At 68.3% G+C, this 18,452-nt stretch carries 12 protein-coding genes; 9 read left to right on the top strand and 3 right to left on the bottom strand.

All coding sequences use genetic code 11. The features are described 5' to 3' along the window. Positions 1-66: 66 nt before the first annotated feature. From EPO13_03940 to EPO13_03925, 4 genes are all read left to right on the top strand, one after another. Positions 67-1,014 (top strand): hypothetical protein, encoded by a 948-nt coding sequence (locus EPO13_03940; protein TAK70130.1) that lies wholly within the window; start codon positions 67-69, stop codon positions 1,012-1,014. Positions 1,015-1,140: 126 nt separating this feature from the next. Continuing rightward, positions 1,141-2,463 carry a hypothetical protein gene (locus tag EPO13_03935; GenBank protein TAK70129.1) on the top strand — a complete coding sequence of 441 codons (1,323 nt, stop codon included), beginning with the start codon at positions 1,141-1,143 and terminating at the stop codon, positions 2,461-2,463. Between the two features lie 16 nt (positions 2,464-2,479). Beyond that, positions 2,480-3,151, top strand: coding sequence for an ABC transporter ATP-binding protein (locus tag EPO13_03930; GenBank protein ID TAK70128.1), 672 nt, complete (start codon positions 2,480-2,482; stop codon positions 3,149-3,151). Next, positions 3,141-4,352, top strand: coding sequence for an ABC transporter permease (locus EPO13_03925; protein ID TAK70127.1), 1,212 nt, complete (start codon positions 3,141-3,143; stop codon positions 4,350-4,352). Before EPO13_03930 ends, EPO13_03925 begins: the two co-directional genes overlap by 11 nt. Positions 4,353-4,400: 48 nt before the next feature. Here the strand turns inward: EPO13_03925 and EPO13_03920 are convergent, their stop codons facing one another. After that, complete coding sequence (locus tag EPO13_03920; GenBank protein ID TAK70126.1) at positions 4,401-4,754, bottom strand: hypothetical protein; 354 nt, start codon at positions 4,752-4,754, stop codon at positions 4,401-4,403. A gap of 47 nt (positions 4,755-4,801) precedes the next feature. On the opposite strand from EPO13_03920, the gene EPO13_03915 reads away from it, so the two are divergent. Next, positions 4,802-5,194, top strand: a complete 393-nt coding sequence (locus EPO13_03915; protein ID TAK70125.1) for a DUF4229 domain-containing protein — start codon at positions 4,802-4,804, stop codon at positions 5,192-5,194. Between the two features lie 64 nt (positions 5,195-5,258). On the opposite strand, the gene EPO13_03910 is transcribed toward EPO13_03915, so the two are convergent. Further along, positions 5,259-6,548, bottom strand: coding sequence for a 1,4-dihydroxy-2-naphthoate polyprenyltransferase (locus EPO13_03910; protein ID TAK70124.1), 1,290 nt, complete (start codon positions 6,546-6,548; stop codon positions 5,259-5,261). Next, positions 6,155-7,390: a hypothetical protein gene (locus EPO13_03905; GenBank protein ID TAK70123.1), complete on the bottom strand. Its 1,236-nt coding sequence runs from the start codon at positions 7,388-7,390 to the stop codon at positions 6,155-6,157. The genes EPO13_03910 and EPO13_03905 overlap by 394 nt, the downstream gene beginning before the upstream one ends. A 173-nt stretch (positions 7,391-7,563) precedes the next feature. Between EPO13_03905 and menB the strand changes: the two genes are divergently transcribed. From menB to EPO13_03885, 4 genes are all read left to right on the top strand, one after another. After that, positions 7,564-8,415 carry a 1,4-dihydroxy-2-naphthoyl-CoA synthase gene (gene menB / locus EPO13_03900; GenBank protein TAK70447.1) on the top strand — a complete coding sequence of 284 codons (852 nt, stop codon included), beginning with the start codon at positions 7,564-7,566 and terminating at the stop codon, positions 8,413-8,415. Between the two features lie 25 nt (positions 8,416-8,440). Beyond that, positions 8,441-9,451, top strand: a complete 1,011-nt coding sequence (locus EPO13_03895) for an O-succinylbenzoate synthase (GenBank protein ID TAK70446.1) — start codon at positions 8,441-8,443, stop codon at positions 9,449-9,451. Beyond that, positions 9,376-11,280, top strand: a complete 1,905-nt coding sequence (menD, locus tag EPO13_03890; protein TAK70122.1) for a 2-succinyl-5-enolpyruvyl-6-hydroxy-3-cyclohexene-1-carboxylic-acid synthase — start codon at positions 9,376-9,378, stop codon at positions 11,278-11,280. The genes EPO13_03895 and menD overlap by 76 nt, the downstream gene beginning before the upstream one ends. Before the next feature lie 170 nt (positions 11,281-11,450). Continuing rightward, the gene (locus EPO13_03885) at positions 11,451-18,092 is read left to right on the top strand and encodes a DNRLRE domain-containing protein (GenBank protein TAK70121.1); all 6,642 of its coding nucleotides are present in this window, start codon (positions 11,451-11,453) and stop codon (positions 18,090-18,092) included. The last annotated feature ends 360 nt before the right edge of the window (positions 18,093-18,452 follow it).

The raw sequence follows: 18,452 nt of genomic DNA, 5'->3' as shown, positions 1-18,452 counted from the left end.
GGCTGGCTGCTAGTTCGGTGTTCTAGGCGTCGCGTGTTGGAGTCGGTGGGACGAGTCAGGGGCTTCATGAGAAAGCAAATTTTGGTAGTCTTCACGCTTGTTGTTGGACTGACCGTCCCACTGTCCTCCTGCTCGTCTGACGTCGTGAAAGACATACCGTCATCGGGCACAGTTGTCGGAACGACCATTCTGCCTGGTTCCACAGAGTCGATCCCGATCATCACGAAGCGTGCCGACATCCGCCTGCCGCTGGTTAGTCTCGATCTGACGGCTGACGACGAAGCCACTATCCACGACGGCTACGACGTGCTAATGCGTCGGTGTACGGCACGGTTTGGTGTCGATTCGACTTATCCGCACCTTCCGAGTGAGCGAGCCGCAGCATACGACGTGACCACTCGGTACGGCTTGGCTGATCTGGCGACAGCGCAAAGCGTGGGTTATGGAGTATATTCGCCGTCGACAGAAAATTCGCGAGACGAGTACAAGGCGAACGACTGGAAACCCTCTCTGCGCGAGTATCAGGTTAGCTACGGAGCAAACCCCGATGGATCTGACCTTGCGCAGGTTCCTGTGGATGCGGATGGTCATCGATTGCCCGAAAAGGGTTGTCTACGTCGGCCGGGCAGCCTATCGGGAGCCGACGTTCTCGACCGCCAGCTCATCGGGCGTCTCATGGCAGAGGGTTACGCTAGCTCGCTGGCAGACCAGCGGACGCTTGACGTTGAGGCGGCTTGGTCTGAATGCATGCGGCACAAAGGGTTCAAATTCGCGACCCGGCTCGACGCGATCCGATCATTCGACTTCAAGAAACCACCCTCTGATGAGCAAGTCCGAACCGCAACCGCCGACGTCAGCTGCAAGTTCGAGACGAACTATCTGGGCGTATGGACCTTTGTCGAGTCGACGTATCAGCAACGCGTGATCGACGCGCACGAGCCCGAGATCCGGGAGTTCCGCCGCATCGCTGAGGCAATGCTCGACAATGCTCGCCGCTTGGTAGCCGAGGGCTAGGCGACGCAATGTTCAAGGATTGGTGTCAGCGTAGTGGCTGACAGGCCGGGACCTGCGGCCGCCAGTGACCTTCGACGCTCGGGTGGCTCGCGGAGCCGGAGCTTCATAGTCTTGGTTGTTTGTGCCGTGGCAGTACTGGGAGCCGGTTTCGTCGCGGGTCGCCTCGTCAAGTCACCCGCCCAGATCTTGGCCGAGACAGCACCCCCGGCGCTCACCACTCTGACGTCTGTCGTTGATCGGCGAGTCCTGTCGGCCACCGTAAGTCTTGAGGGTGAACTGGTCGCCGGATCCGAGACCACTGTCACCACACCCGAGATGGACGTCGCCGGCACGTCCACACGGTCCATCGTTACCGCGATCCCGCTAGCGATCGGTGACAAGGTCCGCGGCGCAGACGTAGTGCTCGAAGTTTCGGGTGAGCCGGTGTTTGCCTTGCTCGGGCGAGTACCTGCCTACCGCGACCTGGCGCCTGGCTCCGTGGGCGCCGACGTCAACCGCCTGCAGCTCGCGTTGGCGGCTGCGGGTTTTCCGACGACTGATCTCCCTGGGGACTACGGCACGTCTACCTCGGCTGCCGTGCGACGGCTCTTTCAGTCGAGGGGCTACGTGCCTCGCGAGGTCGGAGCCGACGCACAGCGTGCTGCCGCCCGCAACCTCGCAGACACCCGACGGGCACTCCGGGAGGCCCGAGCCGCCCTAGGCGTTGGCGGCGGCGATGCTGCGGCAGACAGCGCAGCACGGTCGAGCCTTGCCGGCGCGAGGCGTGCTGCACATGATGCGTTGGAGGCATACCGGGCGGCGCAGCGTGCCAGGGGATACGCAATGCCGGCCAGCTCCGCGGTCTACATCCCGAGTTTGCCTGGCACGGTTCGCGAGATCGTCACGGCGGTCGGTGGCACCGCCGGAACGCCCGCTCTGCGCTTGTTCAGCGGCGAGCCGTCGGTTCGGGCCGCCGGAAGTGCCGCTGATGTGGGGGATATCGTGGTCGGCGCGCCTGCAACGGCCATACTCGACGACGGTGACCGCCCAGCACACGTGGTAGGGCTGACGACGGCGTCCGCAGCCGACCGTGACAATGCGCCAGGGGACAAGGAAACAGAGCAGTCGCATATCGTTGCTGCTCGCCTTGACGAACCGATCCCGGCCGCGATGGTAGGCACGAAGGTCCGGCTCGTTGTTACCACGCAGCACACAAGTGGCGAGGCGCTGGTAGTCCCGGTAGCTGGTGTGCATGCAGACGTCGACGGTGCTGCTTTTGTCGTTGTCGTGGGATCTGTCGGCGATCAGCGACGGGTCAAGGTGGTTGCGGGTCTTGTCGCTGACGGCTACGTCGAGGTGATACCTCAAGACGGCGCTACTCTGGAGCGCGGGGACAAGGTCGTAGTCGGCTTGAGCGGGGCCTCGGCGATCGACAACAGGCAAGGGTTCAAACCGAATAGTTCGCCATGACAGCAAGGGTAGAGTGATGCTGCCGGCCTTGGAATTTGTCGGGGTTTCGCGCAGCTACGTTGGGCCACCCTCGCTACATGCACTTCATCCATTCGATCTGCGGGTCGAGGCCGGGGGCATGGTCACCGTCGTCGGACCGTCAGGTTCTGGAAAATCCACATTTCTCAACATCGCTGGCCTGCTGGATCGACCGACCACCGGCCGCATCTGCATCAATGGCTTAAACGTGGCCGAAATGTCGGAGCGGGAGCGCTCGGTGCTGCGAGCTCGCAGCATCGGATTCGTCTTCCAGTCATACCACCTTGTCGGGTATCATTCTCTGCTTGACAACGTCATGATGAGTGGGCTCTATGCGGGCGTTGCGCGCCGGGCTCGCAGGCAGGCGGCAGCGCGAGCACTTGATAGGGTCGGCCTGGGATCTCGTGCCTACGATCCGGTACGGAACTTGTCGGGAGGGCAGCGGCAGCGAGTGGCCATTGCCCGTGCCATTGCTTCAGATCCGGCCTTGGTATTGTGCGACGAACCGACCGGAAACCTCGACTCGATGACTGCCGCTGGGATCTTGGAGTTGCTTTCCAGCCTGCAGCGTGAGGGCACGACGGTGGTGATCGTTACGCACGATTCGACAATCGCGAGTATCGGCGGACAGCGGATCACGATTCACGACGGTGTAGTCCGTGACTCGTAGCGGGGGCGTCCGAAAGCTCACCATTGCAGCAGAAGCGGTAGCTGCAGTAGCTGCGCGGCCCGCCCGCGCTACGTTGACCTCAGCCGCTACGGTGTTGGGAGTCGGTGTGTTGACGGCGGTACTAGGCTTGACCGCCTCCGCACAGGCTCGCGTCAGTGAGCGATTCGACGCCCTGGCTTCTACCGAGATCCGAGTCCAGCCGCTGCCGGGAACGAAGGGCGAGACGTTCGGTCTGGACGCCGACGTCCGTGCAGGTTCCATTGAAGGAGTGACCGCTTCCGGAGTGACCTGGCCAGTCCGCGACAGCGAAGGTCTTGCCGTGTCAGCGCTGCCGCAAGGCGTCGATGGCCCTGGGAATACTGCTCAGATCGTGGTAAGTGCTGCTACTCCGGGACTGTTCGGCGAGGCGGGTGCGTCGCTGCACGTCGGTCGCGCATACGACTGGTTCGCTGAGGCCCGGGGCGCGCGCGTTGCCGTGGTGGGTATCGGGGCTGCCCGCCAACTGGGGATCGCTTCGATTGTGCCCGGCATAACGATTCGAATAGAGGGCATGAATTTCGTCGTCGTCGGTGTGCTGGCCGACACCCGCCGGCACCCCGAGATGCTCAGCCGCATCATGATCCCATCGGCCGCTGCCCGCACCTATTGGCCGGGGTACGACCCAGGCGACGCGGCGACGATGTACGTGCAGACAGCCGTGGGCGCGACCGCCGTAGTTGGAGCGCAACTAACAGCTGCTTTGCGACCCGACGCCCCGGATCTCTTTAATGTCGTTCTTCCGGCCGATCCTCGCGGCCTGCGCAGCCAGCTCGATGCAGACCTGGGGGCTCTCTTCGCGGTGCTGGCTGGTGTTTGCCTAATCGTCGGCGTGTTTGGAATCGCCAATACCACGCTGGCATCGGTCCTTGAGCGACGGGCTGAAATCGGCTTGCGCCGGGCGCTTGGCGCCCGACCCGGCCACATCGCCCTGCAATTCATTCTGGAGAGCGCGATCCTCGGCGCATTCGGCGGACTTGTTGGCACATCACTAGGCACAGTCAGCGTGGTCCTGGTTTGCATCCTTCGCGACTGGACTGCGGTCTTGCCGCCCCTGGTCGCCCTCGTCGGCCCCCTAGTCGGCCTCGTCGCTGGGCTTGCCGCCGGGCTCTATCCGGCGCTGCGGGCGGCGAGGTGGGAGCCGGTCGAAGCCCTTCGCTCGTGAAGGCGACCGCTAGCGTCATCGGCGATTCATCCTTCGCCGCATTGCGCGTCAGGACGAGCCGTCGGTCTCCGAGGACCCGGACGTCCCCCGCCGGCGTTCTTCCATCCGCCGGCGCCAGGTCTCGTCGTCCAGGGCGCGCATGAAATCCGGGTCGTCGTCCGGCGGCAACGGCCGCCGGCGGCGACCGCCGAGGCCGAACGGTCCAGGCGGGCCCGCGGGCCGCGTCCGGACCGGGCGTCCCCAGGCGAACCAGGCGACCGGGCCGACCACGACGAGGACCAGGACGATGATCACCCACATGGCCTTGGGCAGCGCGCGAATCGCAGGCCGTGGGGCGCGGATGACGTCGATCAGGGCGTACACCGTGAGCCCGAGTACGACCAGGTACAGCAGGACCCTCATCTGACGCTCGCTTCCGTCGAGGCCCCAGGGTAACCCCGCGGCCGGCCATCGTGGCCCACGTCCGAGCTCACCGGCGTCCGCCGTACCGTAGCGGCGTGACCGACCTCCCCGAGCCCGGCTCGACCGGGTCGTCGCCTGCCGAGCCCAGTCAGCCGGTCACCGGACAGGACCGCCCGCAGCCGGCGGCCGGCGCGGGGACCGCCATCGTGCGATACACGGTGTGGCGCATCGTGATCCTGGTCGTGGCGTGGCTGCTGCTGTACCTCCTGACGCCGCTGCGCGGGGTACTCGCCCTGGCCATCGCCTTGGTGGCGTCCGGCGTCATCAGCTACTTCGTGCTGGACCGGCAGCGTGAGGCGATGGGCGCGACGGTCGGCGGGTTCTTCGGCCGGCTGAACCGCCGTATCGAGGAGGGCAAGCGGACCGAGGACGACGACTGACGGCCGCTGGTCACCGCAGCGGGCCGACCGCAACCGGTCGGCCCGAGCCGGCCGCCGTCGCCGGTCAGCCCAACGCCAGTCCGAGCGCCAGCAGCAGGCAGCACGTCAACTGCAACAGGCCGGAGTCCTTCAGCACCGGGACCAGGTCCCGGCCGACGGCTCCGGCGGTGACCACCCGGACCGGTCGTACGGCGACCACCGCGGCGGCCAGCGCCAGCAACGCCCACCACGTCGTCGCGGCTGCCAGCGCGACGACGCCCGCGAACGCCGCGACGACGATCGCCGTGTACAGCCGCCGGGTCCCGCGGTCGCCGAGGCGGACCGCAACGGTTCGCTTGCCGGACACCGTGTCGCCCGGGATGTCCCGCAGGTTGTTGGCCACCAGCAGGGCGCACGCGAGCAGTCCGACCGGGACCGCCGCGAGCAGGTCGGTCCACCGCAGCGTGAGCGTCTGCACGTACGCCGTGCCGACGACCGCGACGACGCCGAAGAACACGAAGACGAAGACCTCGCCGAGGCCGGTGTACCCGTAGGGACGTGGGCCGCCGGTGTAGAACCAGGCCGCCGCGATCGCGGCGGCACCCACGACGAGCAGCCACCAGGCGCCGGTCAGGAGCACCAGGGCGAGGCCGGCGGCGGCGGCCACGGCGAACGCGGCGTACGCCGCCCGGCGTACCGCGACCGGACGGGCCAGGCCTTGGCCGACCAGCCGCACGGGACCGACCCGCGCGGTGTCGGTGCCGCGCACGCCGTCGCTGTAGTCGTTGGCGTAGTTGACCCCGACCTGCAGTGCGAGGGAGACCACCAGCGCCAGCAGCGCACGCACCCAGCCGACGCTGTCGGCGAACGCCGCCAGCCCGGTCCCCACGGCGACCGGGGACACCGCTGCGGACAGCGTGCGGGGCCGGGCGCCCTGCACCCATTGCGCCGCAGTGGGTGTCGGGTACGCCGCCGCCGCGGTCACCGGCTCTCCCGGTGCGCGCGGACCCGCAGCCCCGCCCGGTCGACCTTCCCGGAGGGCAACTGCGGCAAGGAATCCAGCAGCCGCACCAGGCGCGGCACTGCGGCGGGACCGAGCGCGGCCCGCACCGACTCCAGCAGCTCGCCGCGGCGTGCCTCGTCCAGCCGGGCGTCCGGCCGCCGGACCAGATAGGCCACCAGCCGCGCGCCGTAGGCGGGATCCGGTACGGCGACGACCGCCGCCTCGGCGACGTCGGGGAAGTCCGCGATGATCCGCTCGACCGCCCCGACCGCGACGTTGACCCCGCCGATCTGCACGATGTCGTCGAACCGGCCGATCACCTGCAACTGTCCGCCGGCATCGACGACGCCGACGTCGCCGGTGCGGAACCATCCGTCCACGAACACCTTCCTGGTGTGGTCGGCATCGCCGCGGTAGCCGCGCGCGATGGAGTCGCCGCCGATGACGATGCGGCCGTGGCCGGCGTCGTCGGCCTCGTCGATGCGGAGCTGGACGCCCGGCAGCGGCGTTCCGTCGTACACGCAGCCGCCGGCCGTCTCGGTCATGCCATAGGTCGTGATCACCCGGATGCCCAGCGACTGCGCGGCTTCCAGCAGGCTCGGTGGCGCCGCGGCGCCCCCGAGCAGTACCGCGGCGAAACCCTGCAGCCGGGTGATGGCGGCGGGGTGCCCGAGCAGCCGCAGCAGTTGCGTCGGTACCAGGGCCGTGGCGAGCGGGTCCTCGGGCGCCTGCACGGTGAGCGCGTCGGCTGCCGCGACGAACCCGTGCGGGGTGAACGGCTGCGCTCCGCCGACCGAGGCGACCGGCTCGATGTGGGTCCCCGCGCGGGCGGCGCGGACCAGGACCTGCAGGCCGCCGACGGAGGTGACCGGGAGTGCCGCGACCCAGTGCGCGGCCGGCTCGCCGTAGAGGCGGGTCAGCCCGTCGGCGGTGGCGGCGAGGGCTGCCGCGGTGAGCAGCACCGCCTTGGGCGAGCCGGTGGACCCGCTGGTGGCGAGCACGACGGCGACCTCGTCGTCGTCCAGCGGGTTGTCCGGGTCGACCGCCCGGGTCACCGCCTCGACATACTCCGGCGGGGCGGCCTGCGACACCTCCGGCAGCAGGGCGAGAGCGGGCCCGCTGCCGTCCAGCGCGGGACCGAGTGCGGCGGCGACAGCACGCACACCCGCCGGCCCGCTGGTGACCGGAAGGCGGAGCAAGGGGCGGCTGGGCATCGTGGCTAGCCTAGGCGGGCCTTCCTGCGCGGGACCGACCTGCCGCGCGGACCACCCACCGCCCGCCCAGCACGAGGAGCGTCACGCCACCGATGGACACCCGTACGCGTTACCCGTTGCGGCCGGTCGTACCGGACGACAGCCCTGCGGCCACCGATCCGTCGTGGTCGAGCATCGTTCCCGCGGTGCAGTGGCGAGCTGAGGGCGACTACCGTGACATCCGTTACGAACTGTCGACCGGTGACGACGCGGGCATCGCCAAGGTGACGATCAACCGGCCGCAGCTACGCAACGCGTTCCGGCCGCAGACGCTGTTCGAACTCATGCACGCGTTCAACGCCGCGCGCGACGACGACCGGGTCGGGGTGATCGTGCTGACCGGTCAGGGCGACTGGGCGTTCTGTTCCGGTGGTGACGTGTCGGTGCGAGGCGACGACGGCTACCTCGGCGACGACGCGGTGGCGGCGAAGGGGATCGGCCGGCTCAACGTGCTGGACCTGCAGGTGCAGATCCGGCGTACTCCGAAGCCGGTGATCGCGATGGTGGCCGGCTACGCCGTGGGCGGCGGCCACGTGCTGCACGTGTGTTGTGACCTGACCATCGCCGCGGACAACGCCCGGTTCGGGCAGACCGGTCCGAAGGTCGGCTCGTTCGACGGCGGTTACGGTTCGGGCCTGTTGGCCCGCGAGGTCGGTCAGAAGCGGGCACGCGAGGTGTGGTTCCGCTGCGCGCAGTACAGCGCCGAGCAGGCGTACGACTGGGGCCTGGTGAACGCCGTCGTCCCGCTGGCCGACCTGGAGACCGAGACGGTCGCCTGGGCCCGCGACATGCTCGCCCACTCGCCGTTGGCGCTGCGGATGCTGAAGGCAGCGCACAACGCGGCGGACGACGGATTGGCTGGGCTGCAACAGTTCGCCGGCGACGCCACATTGCTGTACTACCTCACCGAAGAGGCGCAGGAGGGCCGTGACGCCTACCAGCAGCGCCGCGCGCCGGACTTCGCGCAGTTCCCCAAGCGACCGTAGCGTGACCGACGCCGCGGTCCGTGCGCTGCTCGGTTCGGCGGTGCCGTTCGCCGTGCCGTTGTCGCGCCGTTTCCGCGGCGTGCAGCAGCGGGCCGGTCTGCTGTTGCACGGTTCGTCCGGCTGGGGCGAGTTCGCGCCGTTCGCGGAGTACGACGCACCGGCGACCGCCCGATGGCTGGCGGCGGCGGTCGAGGCGGCGTACGGCGAATGGCCTGCCGCAGTGCGGGATTCGGTGCCGGTCAACGCGATCGTGCCCGCGGTCCGCGCCGACGACGCCGCTGCCCTGGTCCGGCAGGCAGTCACCGTCAGCGGTGTCGCGACCGTCAAGGTGAAGGTCGCCGAGGCCGGCGAGGCGCTGGCCGACGACGTCGCCCGGGTCGCCGCGGTGCGCGCCGCGCTCGGCAGCGCCGGCCGGATCCGGGTCGACGTCAACGGGCACTGGTCGGTCGACGACGCCGCGGCCGCGCTGCCGTTGCTCGACGAGGCGGCCGGTGGCCTGGAGTACGTCGAGCAGCCGGTCGCGACCCTCGCCGAGTTGGCCGCGCTGCGGCGGCGCGTCGCGGTCCCGGTTGCGGCCGACGAAACGTTCCGGTCGGCAGCCGATCTCGACGACCCGGCACTGCACGCCGGCCTGCGCGAGGCCGCCGATGTGGTGGTGCTCAAGGTGTCTCCGCTCGGTGGCGTTGGTCGGGCCCTCGAGCTGGCGGCGCGGGTGGGCCTGCCGGTGGTGGTGTCCGGGGCGATGGATTCGGCGGTCGGCCTGTCCGCCGGAGTGGCGTTGGCCGCGGCCCTGCCGCGGTTGGACTACGCGTGTGGCCTGGGCACCGGCGCGCTGCTGGCGGCCGACGTCGTCGACCCGCCGTTGACGGCTGCCGGGGGCACGCTGCGCCCCGGTCGCGTCGAACCGGACCCGGCCGCGCTGGCCGTGGCCGCCGGGCGCGTGGACACCGCGAGCCGGCTGTGGTGGCACGAGCGGTTGACCGCCGCGTGGGTCGCCGGCGCCCGCGACCGGGTGGGGCACTTGGTGGCCGCGTGAACCCGTCGACCGCGTTCGCCCAGGTGGTCCTCGACGAGCTCATCGCCCAGGGAATCGACCACGTCGTGCTGTCGCCGGGGTCCCGCTCCGGCCCGCTGGCACTCGCGCTGGCGGCCGCCGAGGCCGCCGGGCAGGTGCAGTTGTTCGTCCGGCTCGACGAGCGATCGGCGGGTTACCTCGCGGTCGGCCTGGCGATGTCGTCGGGATCGGGCCGGCCGGTCGCGGTGGTGTGTACGAGCGGGACGGCGGCGGTCAACCTGCATCCGGCCGTGGTGGAGGCGTCGTACGCCGGTGTACCCCTGGTGGTCGTGACCGCTGATCGCCCCCCGGCGCTGCGCGGCGTGGGGGCGAGCCAGACCATCGAGCAACGTGAGCTGTACGGCGGAGCGGTGCGCTCGTTCGTCGAGTTCGCGGTCCCGGTCCGCGCGGTCGGACAGGTCGGCCAATGGAGATCGACTGTGGCCGAGGCGGTTCGCGTGGCGACCGGCTTCCCGCCCGGGCCGGTTCACCTCAACTGTCCACTCGACGAGCCGCTGGTGCCGCAGCTGCGACCGGACGGGAGCGGAGACCCGGACTGGCCGGAACCGCTGTCGAGTGGTCAGGCCGATGACGACTCGTCCACACGCGACCGTCCTGCCGTCCGCGACCGTCGTCCCGTCCGCGACCGGGTGGACCTGGCGCAGTGGTGCCGGTTGTTCGGCCTGCCCGCCGTACCACCCCGTGGCGTCGTGGTCCTCGGCCGAGGTTCCGATCCGGACGGTCGCCGGGACGCCGTCGCGCTGGCCGGACGACTGGGCTGGCCGGTGTTGTGCGAACCGCCGGCGACGCCGCCGGAGGACGCGGGCGACCCGCAGGCCCCAGGACAGGGACAGGTCATCCGGCATGGCTCACTTCTCTTGGGAGACGGCGGGTTTGCTGCGGAGCACCGACCGGAGTTCGTGCTGACGGTGGGCACCTTCGGGCTGTCCCGCGCGACGCTGGCCTTCGTTCGTACGGCGACGACGCATCTGGCGGTTGCCTCGCTCGGCCTGCCGGCGGATCCGTTGCGCTCCGCGGCGGCCGTGCTGGAGCGGGTTCCGGAGTTGTCGGGCGTGGCGAACGGTGCCGTTGACCCGGGCTGGCTGGCGTCGTGGCAGCGTGCTGCCGATCGGACGGCTGACGTCGTCGCGAAACTCCTGGACGGGACGGACGGTGCCACGTCCCCGACCGGGCTGACAGGGCCGGGAGTCGTCCGACGCGTGCTGTCGCAGGCGGTATCCGGTTCGATCGTGCTCGTCGGCCCGTCCTGGCCGTTGCGCCATGCCGCCGCGTTCGGAACTGTCCCGGACGGTGTCACCGTCCATGTGAACCGAGGCGTGAACGGGATCGACGGATTGGTGTCGACGGCGTACGGCTTGGCCGCGGCGCGCTGCCGGCCCGGGGCGGCGCGTATCCACCACCACGCCGTCCTCGGCGATCTGTCGTTCCTCCACGACATCGGCGGCCTGCTGGTGCCGGCGACCGAACAGGTGCCCGACCTCACCTACGTCGTGGTGGACAACGACGGCGGCGGAATCTTCAGCCAGCTGGAACAGGGTGCGCCGGAGTATGCCGAGCATTTCGAGCGGGTGTTCGGAACTCCGCACGGCAAGGATCTTGCCGCCATCGCTCGCGGGTACGGCATTGCGGCGAGCACCGTTTTATCGAACGGCGATCTCGAGGATGCGTTGGCGGCGGCAGCGGCAGCCGGCGGCGTCCACGTCGTCGTGGCCAGAGTTCCGAGCCGAGACGACGAGCGAAATCTCCTGCGCGACCTACAGTCAGCCGTGTCTGCGAGTCTGAACCAGTAGAACCCCATCCGTCCTCGTTCGCGGTACGTAGTCGTCGCTGGGCCGTTCGGGGATTTCTTCGGTCACGATACTTTTCGTGTCGTGTCCGCCTTGCGGACGGGTGAGGTGGTCTGTCAAGGTGCGCTCACCTGGCCGCAACGGGGCGGTCCGGGTTCTGAGGGGGACGGCGCATGGCCGGTCTTTCGTCTTCGTCGCATGGTCGTGGTTCTCGTCGCTTGGCGCTGGTGGTGCCGGTGACGGCGGGCGCTCTGGTGGCCGGCCTGTTGACCGTTCCCGCGAGTTTCGGCGTAGGCGTGTCCGCCGCTGACGACTCCGGCCTTCGAAGCATGGCGGACGCATCCGGCCATTCTCGGCAGGATTCTGCGCCGGACCGGGCGGCGGCGAGCATTCTCGCGCGGCATCAGAAGTCCCGCGTGGAGGTGGAGTCTGCCCGCACGGAGCGGTTGCGGCTCTTCGCCAATCCTGACGGGACGTACACGGCGGAGGGCTGGTCGGGGCCGCAGTCGGTTCGGCAGGCGGATGGCTCGTGGGCCGATATCGACACGACCTTGGCTGTGGACGGTGAGTCCGTCCGTCCTCGGATGGCCGCCGCCGACATCACGTTGTCCGGCGGTGGCAGTGGACCCCTTGCGAAGGTCAAACTGCCGGGAGATCCCGCCTCGCTCGACGCGTTGGCTGCCGTGGCGTCGAGTTCGACCCCGCAGCGCACACCGGGTATCGCCCAGCCGGCTGCCTCGGTGACTGATCGGGTCACTGGTGCCTCCGTCGGGGTGGCCGTGTCGTGGCCGACTGACCTGCCGGCTCCAGTCTTGGCCGGCAGTACGGCCACGTACTCGTCGGTGGCGCCTGGTCAGGATCTGCGTGTGGAGGTGCTTCCTACCGGTTTCCGCACGTTGCTCGACCTGACAACGCGCCCGGCCGTGGTGCCGGACGGTGGCGTGACGGTCACGTTGCCCGTGACGGCGGACGGCCTGACGCTGGTCGACGACCCGCGCCACGGTGGTGTCGCGGCGCAGGATGGCAAGGGCAGGGTAATCACGCGGATTCCCGCGGCCGCGGTCTGGGATGCCGGGGTGAATGAGCAATCCGGGGATCCGACGCACGCGATGACCTTGCCGACGACGCTGGTCAAGACCGCGGCGGGCCAGGCTCTCGCGTTGACCGTCCCAAAGGCGTTTTTCGACGATCCGGGGTTGCAGTTTCCGGTGACGATTGACCCCACGTCGACGTTGTCGGCGTCGGAGGACACGTTTGTCGGGTCGGGCGCGCCGACCACGAACTTCTCGACCAGTACTGATCTGCGGATCGGGACGTTCGATGGTGGGACGACGATCGGCCGGTCGTACCTGAAGTTCCCGCTGGACACGATGGCGGAGTTCTTCGACGACCGGACCGTGGTGACGTCCGCGTCGTTGGGGTTGTGGAACTGGTGGTCGCAGACGTGTACGGCGTTTGCTGCCGAGGTCCGGCGTCCGACGTCGACATGGTCGGGAAGCTCGGTGACGTGGAACACCAAGCCGACCCAGTCCGCGGCGGTGGCGACGGTGACCGAGGCGCACCGCAACGACTCCGGCGGTGGTTGTGCGGAGGGCTGGCTGGGTGGCGCGTCGGGGTTCAACGTGACGAGCCTGGTGCAGGACTACGCGTCCGGCACGTATCCGGACTACGGCTTCGCGGTGACCGCGTCGGAGTCCAACAGCAACGGGTGGAAGAAGTTCTACTCCTCCGACTACGGCACTGCCGGGCAGCGGCCGAAGCTCACCGTGACGTTCGGGCACAAGCCGGACACGCCGGACGGCCCTGCAGTTGGGGGGATGCAGCACGACCTCTGGATCAACACCACGACGCCGACGTTCACCAACACCGTGAACGATATCGACGGTGGCACGGTGCGGGCGCAATACACGGTGACCAACGATGCGGGGACGTCGACTGTCGGCACCGTGGACAGCTCCTACGTTTCCGTCGGGTCGCAGGCGACCGCGACGTTGACCGGCGCGAGCTTTACCGCGGGTACCCAGTATCGGGTGAAGGTCGCCGCGTACGACGGCGCCAACACGTCGGTCACGTCGGCCACGGTGCCGTTCAAGGTCGACACGACCGCACCGACCGCGCCGTCGGTCTCGTGCTCGGGGTTCCCGGTCAACACCTGGTCGGCGACCGGCTCCGGCGCGATGACCTGCAGCGCGTCGTCGACGGACGCGACCGCCGGGGTCGACGCGTTCACGTGGACGCTGGACGGCGACGCCATGCCGACCGCGGACGCCACCAGCGGTTCAGGAACGTTGGACGTCTCGCCGGAGCCGTTGGAGCGGGGTTGGCACACCCTGGTTGTGACGGCGCTGGACAACGCCGGGAACGCCTCCAGCGCGACGACGTACGGGTTCGGTGTCGACGGTGCGGGCTTCTCCCAACCCATGGCGTGGCTGGCGTCGCCGAACGAGGTGAACCTCGTCGTGGACTCTCCGACCAGCTACGGCGCGGCGCGCATGGAGTACTACGACGACACGCTCACGACGCCGGCGTGGGTCGCGGTCCCCGACGCGGACCTGGTCACTGCGGCAGGCGGCTCAGTCACCCAACCGGTCACGTTGACGACGTCCGGCTCGGTCGCGTCCAACGCCGTGGTGCGATGGAAACTGAACCAGACGTTCTCCTTCGACCGCGTCGTCCAGCTCCGCGGCTGCCTGTTGGTGACGAGCGGCTCGGGGTCGTGCTCGGACTACACCCCGACCCGGTACGTGAGTTTCGACCGGGTCGGGACCAGCGGTGCCGCGCAGCAGGTCGGGCCTGCTTCGGTGTCGTTGGCGACTGGTGACGCCGCCGTCTCCGCCACCGACTTCTCGTTGCCGTACTGGGCCGGTGACCTGTCACTGTCCCGGGTGCACCACTCGTCACGGGGCAACGTCGACGGCCCGTTCGGCAAGGGCTGGGATACGTCGCTGCCCGCGACGTACCAGCCGTGGACCCGCCTGGTCGACAACTCCACGTTCGCGCTCCTCTATGCAGGCGACGGCTCATCAGTCGGGTTCCATCCGACGTCGGCCCGTGGCACGTATCCCACGCAGTTCGTCGCCGATGACGGCAACGAACTGCTGACGCTGACCCAGACGAACTCGACGACGTGGACGGTCACCGACCCGGCCGACAGCGTGGTCACGTTCACTCACAACCACACCGGTGACGGGTCCCTCACCAACGCCGACGTGTCAGTCCCCACCGGATCGACCAGCCCCGGCTCGGGATCGACGGGGGCGGAGTTCGACGGGTCGGGTCAGGTCACCCGGATCGCCGCCCCGCTGCCACCCGGCGTCTCCGCAGGAAGCTGCACCGACGCCGGCTTTGCGACCTGGGTGGCCGGCTGCGCCGACCTCAAGTTCACCTACTCCTCAGGCAACATCAGCAAGATCACGTACCGGATGTGGGACCCCACGGCGTCGACCGGCAACGAGCGGAAGGCGATCGACGTCGCCTGCTACCTCTACGACGGGAGCGGGCATCTCACCGACGCGTGGAACCCCGGCGAAGAATCCACGACTCCCGACTCGTGCGGGGCGACCAACACCCTCGGCACGAGTTACGGCTACACCTCCGACCGAATCACGTCGATCACTCCCGCCGGGTTGGCGGCCTGGACGCTGACCTACGGGGCTAGTGGTCCCGACACCGGGAAACTCACGAGCGTGGCGCGCCAGCACACCGGCGGATCATTCGGGACCGGCACCGAGACCACCAAGGTGCTCTACGACGTCAATATCGGTGCCGCCTCCAGCAGCAGCGACGACACCCACCCCGACCTCACCGCCACCGCGGCCGCCGCGTGGGCGCAGGAGTCCATCCCGGTCAGCGGCGTGGCTGTAGTGCTGCCGGCGTATGCGGCGACGGTCACGACGGCCGCGCTCAAGGGCGCGACCGTTTACGGCCTCGATGGTTATGGCCTCGTCCTCAACACAGCCCAGTTCTCCGGCGTCGGACAGGCGGGCTGGAAGACGTCGACGTACACCTACGACACCGAGGGCGAGGCCACAAGGACGCTCTCGGCGGAGAACCGGGACCGTGCTCTCAACGTCGGCTCCGCGTGGACCACAATGCTGACGTCAGCAGGCATGGCCGGGATGTCGACGGCCGAACGGGCCAAAGCGCTCTCCTTCACGCGAGTGTTCGCACCCGAGAGCACGCTCGTCACCGACACTTACGGTCCTCTTGCCTGGGCGGCGTTCTCCGACGGGTCGAAGGGTTACGCCCGCGCCCACACTCACTACGAGTACGGCACCATCGACTACCCCACCACTACCCCGTCCGCTGGCACGTGGGATTCGACGGCGCCGTTGTACTCGGTGAAGTCGACCACCACGAGGGCGTCCCGATCACCGCTGGCGGCCGCGGTGAACGAGGACACCGGGTGGACCAGCGAGACCCGCTACGCCTACGCCCTCGTCGGGACCGCGACGACAGATGCGGAGAAGGCCGGCTGGACCCTCGGCGCGCCGATGAAGGTCACGACCGAGAACGGGTCGGCCGACGTCCCCCGGGTCACCACCTTCGACCCGACTACCGGGCAGGTCCTCGAGCAGCGGCAACCGTCCACGGCCGGCACCTCCGCCGACCCCGGTACCCGCGTCACCACCTACTACGGCACGGGAACGCACAACACGTCGACGTGCACCTCGACGGCCTGGTACGGGCTGCCCTGCAAGACCGCGCCCGGGGCTCAACCCGGGTCCGGCGGCGACCTCCCTGTCACGACAACTACCTACGACACCTTCCGTCGCCCCGTCACGACGACGTCCACGGTGCCCTCGGGCGGGGTCAGCGACACGGTCACCACCACGACCTACGCGAATTCTGGTTACTCGGGGCAGCCGTCACAGACTCAGATCACCGACGGCACGACCACCCTGACGACCACGCCGACGTACAGCAGCACAACGGGCCTGCCGACATCGGTTGCCCAGGGCACATCCACGATCGACACCGGCTACGACGATTTCGGTCGGGTTCTGACGAACGTGGAGAAGACGTCGGGGACGGAGAAGTCGCGGACGACGACGGTGTTCGACGCGTACGGGCGTACTGACACGGTGACGACGCTGGCTGACGGGTCGACGGCGGTGTCGACGCTGGACTACACGTACGACGGTGGCAGCGAGCGGCGTGGCTTGCCGACGTCGGTTGATCAGACCGTGCCGACGGCGACGGGGACGTTCGCCGCGGTGTACAACGCCGCGGGGCAGGTCACCCAGCAGACCCTGGGAGACAACTCGAGGCAGACCTACTTCTACGGCAACACCGGGCAGACCCTGGAAACCAAGTACATCCGCGATACCGGGACGTGGCTGCAGCAGTGGGCCGACTCCGACATCATCGGCAGGTGGCGGGGGTTGACTGGGTTTGGGTTCGACGGCAAACGTTCCTACGACTACGACCAGGCCGGCCGCCTGACGCAGGTAAAGGACCAGACCGACGGCGGTTGCTACACCCGCACGTGGGCGTTCGCCGGCAGCGCGGGACTCAACAGCAACCGAACCGGGTCAGCGGTCTACGCCCCGATCCCGGCCGGGTGTTCCACGTCGGGCACGCAGGTGGAGTCGCAGACGTTTGCGTACGACGCCGCGGACCGGTTGCAATCATCGGGCACGGCGACCGGTGTCGCCTACGACGCGTGGGGGCGGACGACGACGCTGCCGCAGGCGCTCACCTCGACGCAAAGCAGCGGTAACGTCACCCTGACGTATCAGCCCAACGACATGGTGAAGTCGATGACCCAGGGCGCCACCGGCACGAGCTGGGTCCTCGACGCCGGGAACAGGCTGGCGTGCCAGCGCACCAAGCCGACCGTGACCAGCGACGCCACCGCCTGCGGCGCGACGCTGACCAGCGGGGTCATCGATACGACCAACCACTACCCGGGGCTGGGTTCGGATAGCCCGTCGTGGACTCTCGTCCGTGCTGGCGCCGGCTCGCCCACGAACACTCGTAGCGCCTACCTGCCGGGGCTGACCAGGAATCTGATCACCCAAGCGACGACGACGGCCAGCGCGACAACGATCGCGTTCCAGATCGTGGACCTGCACGGTGACGTGATCCGCACCGTCGACCCGTTCACCGGCACCCTCACTGCCACGACCTACACCGATCCGTACGGGTTCGTCCGCGGCTCGTCCGGGGCACCGACCACCGGGCCCCGCTACTCGTACCTCGGTGGAGCTCAACGTGCCAACGACGGCCTCGCCGGGCTCACCCTCATGGGAGCCCGCATTTACGCACCCGTTCTCGGACGATTCCTCAGTGTGGACCAGGTGTACGGGGGAAACGAGAGCCCATACGGCTATCCGGCAGATCCGGTTGGCTCGTCTGACTTGACCGGCAGGTGCAACCAATCCACGTGGGCCTGCATCAGCAGCATCCTGACTTCGTACGAGCCTTGGCCGACTACCGGACCGAGCAGGGGAAATCCATTCCTGGTGTATCTGCGCAAGAAAAGCGAGTGGACCTACCTAAATGTTCAGGGAACAAGAGTTCGCTATGGACTTGGCGGAGGGGACCACTGCTCGGCTTCACCGGACACGGGACCGTACTTTGACTTTACGCTGGCCTGCGATACGCACGACCTCGGGTATGAACTGCTCCGCTATTTTAGAGTCGGTGGTGGAGTGCGGCAGAGTGTTGACGGGCTCTTCCACGGGGACATGATGAATGACTGCAATGACCGAAGCCTTCTATGGAGAAATCTGTGCTACAACACAGCCAACTCCTACTACGGTGCCGTACTCTTCAATACGATTCGACAAGGATTTGGCACCCCACCCTAGACGGAGATGCGATGAGCGCGGATCGGCTGCTGCGATGGTCCCTAGGTTGGATCTTCGTACTGGCCTCGATCACAGTCGCCTGGGACCAGGCGACTGTGATCCGTGCTTCCCGGGCGAGCGAAACTATGTTCGGATTGATTCTTATCCTTGGCGCTCCGGGCTCCTTTCTGTTGTCCGTTCTTATCGGCCTGATGACAGCTATGGGACACACGCCAGGCCTGACCATCCAATACTTTGGGTACCTCCTGTGCCTCGTTCTAAACTTGGTACTTGTCACTGCACTTCTGGTGCGAGGCTCTAGGAGATCAAGGATGATGTTTGCGGCGCTCGGCTCGGCGGCTCTGATCACTGCAGGCGTGA

The sequence above is a fragment of the Actinomycetota bacterium genome (assembly GCA_004297305.1).
In the GTDB taxonomy this organism is placed as follows: Bacteria; Actinomycetota; Actinomycetes; order S36-B12; family FW305-bin1; genus FW305-bin1.
This window is presented reverse-complemented; position numbering and strand designations above follow the sequence as displayed.

Excerpts from the sequence above, each read along its gene's own strand:
- EPO13_03885 (TAK70121.1), top strand. The coding sequence starts at position 11,451 with ATGGCCGGTCTTTCGTCTTCGTCGCATGGTCGTGGTTCTCGTCGCTTG.
- EPO13_03930 (TAK70128.1), top strand. The coding sequence starts at position 2,480 with ATGCTGCCGGCCTTGGAATTTGTCGGGGTTTCGCGCAGCTACGTTGGG.
- EPO13_03910 (TAK70124.1), bottom strand. The coding sequence starts at position 6,548 with ATGGTTCCGCACCGGCGACGTCGGCGTCGTCGATGCCGGCGGACAGTT.
- EPO13_03905 (TAK70123.1), bottom strand. The coding sequence starts at position 7,390 with ATGCCCAGCCGCCCCTTGCTCCGCCTTCCGGTCACCAGCGGGCCGGCG.
- EPO13_03920 (TAK70126.1), bottom strand. The coding sequence starts at position 4,754 with ATGAGGGTCCTGCTGTACCTGGTCGTACTCGGGCTCACGGTGTACGCC.
- EPO13_03940 (TAK70130.1), top strand. The coding sequence starts at position 67 with ATGAGAAAGCAAATTTTGGTAGTCTTCACGCTTGTTGTTGGACTGACC.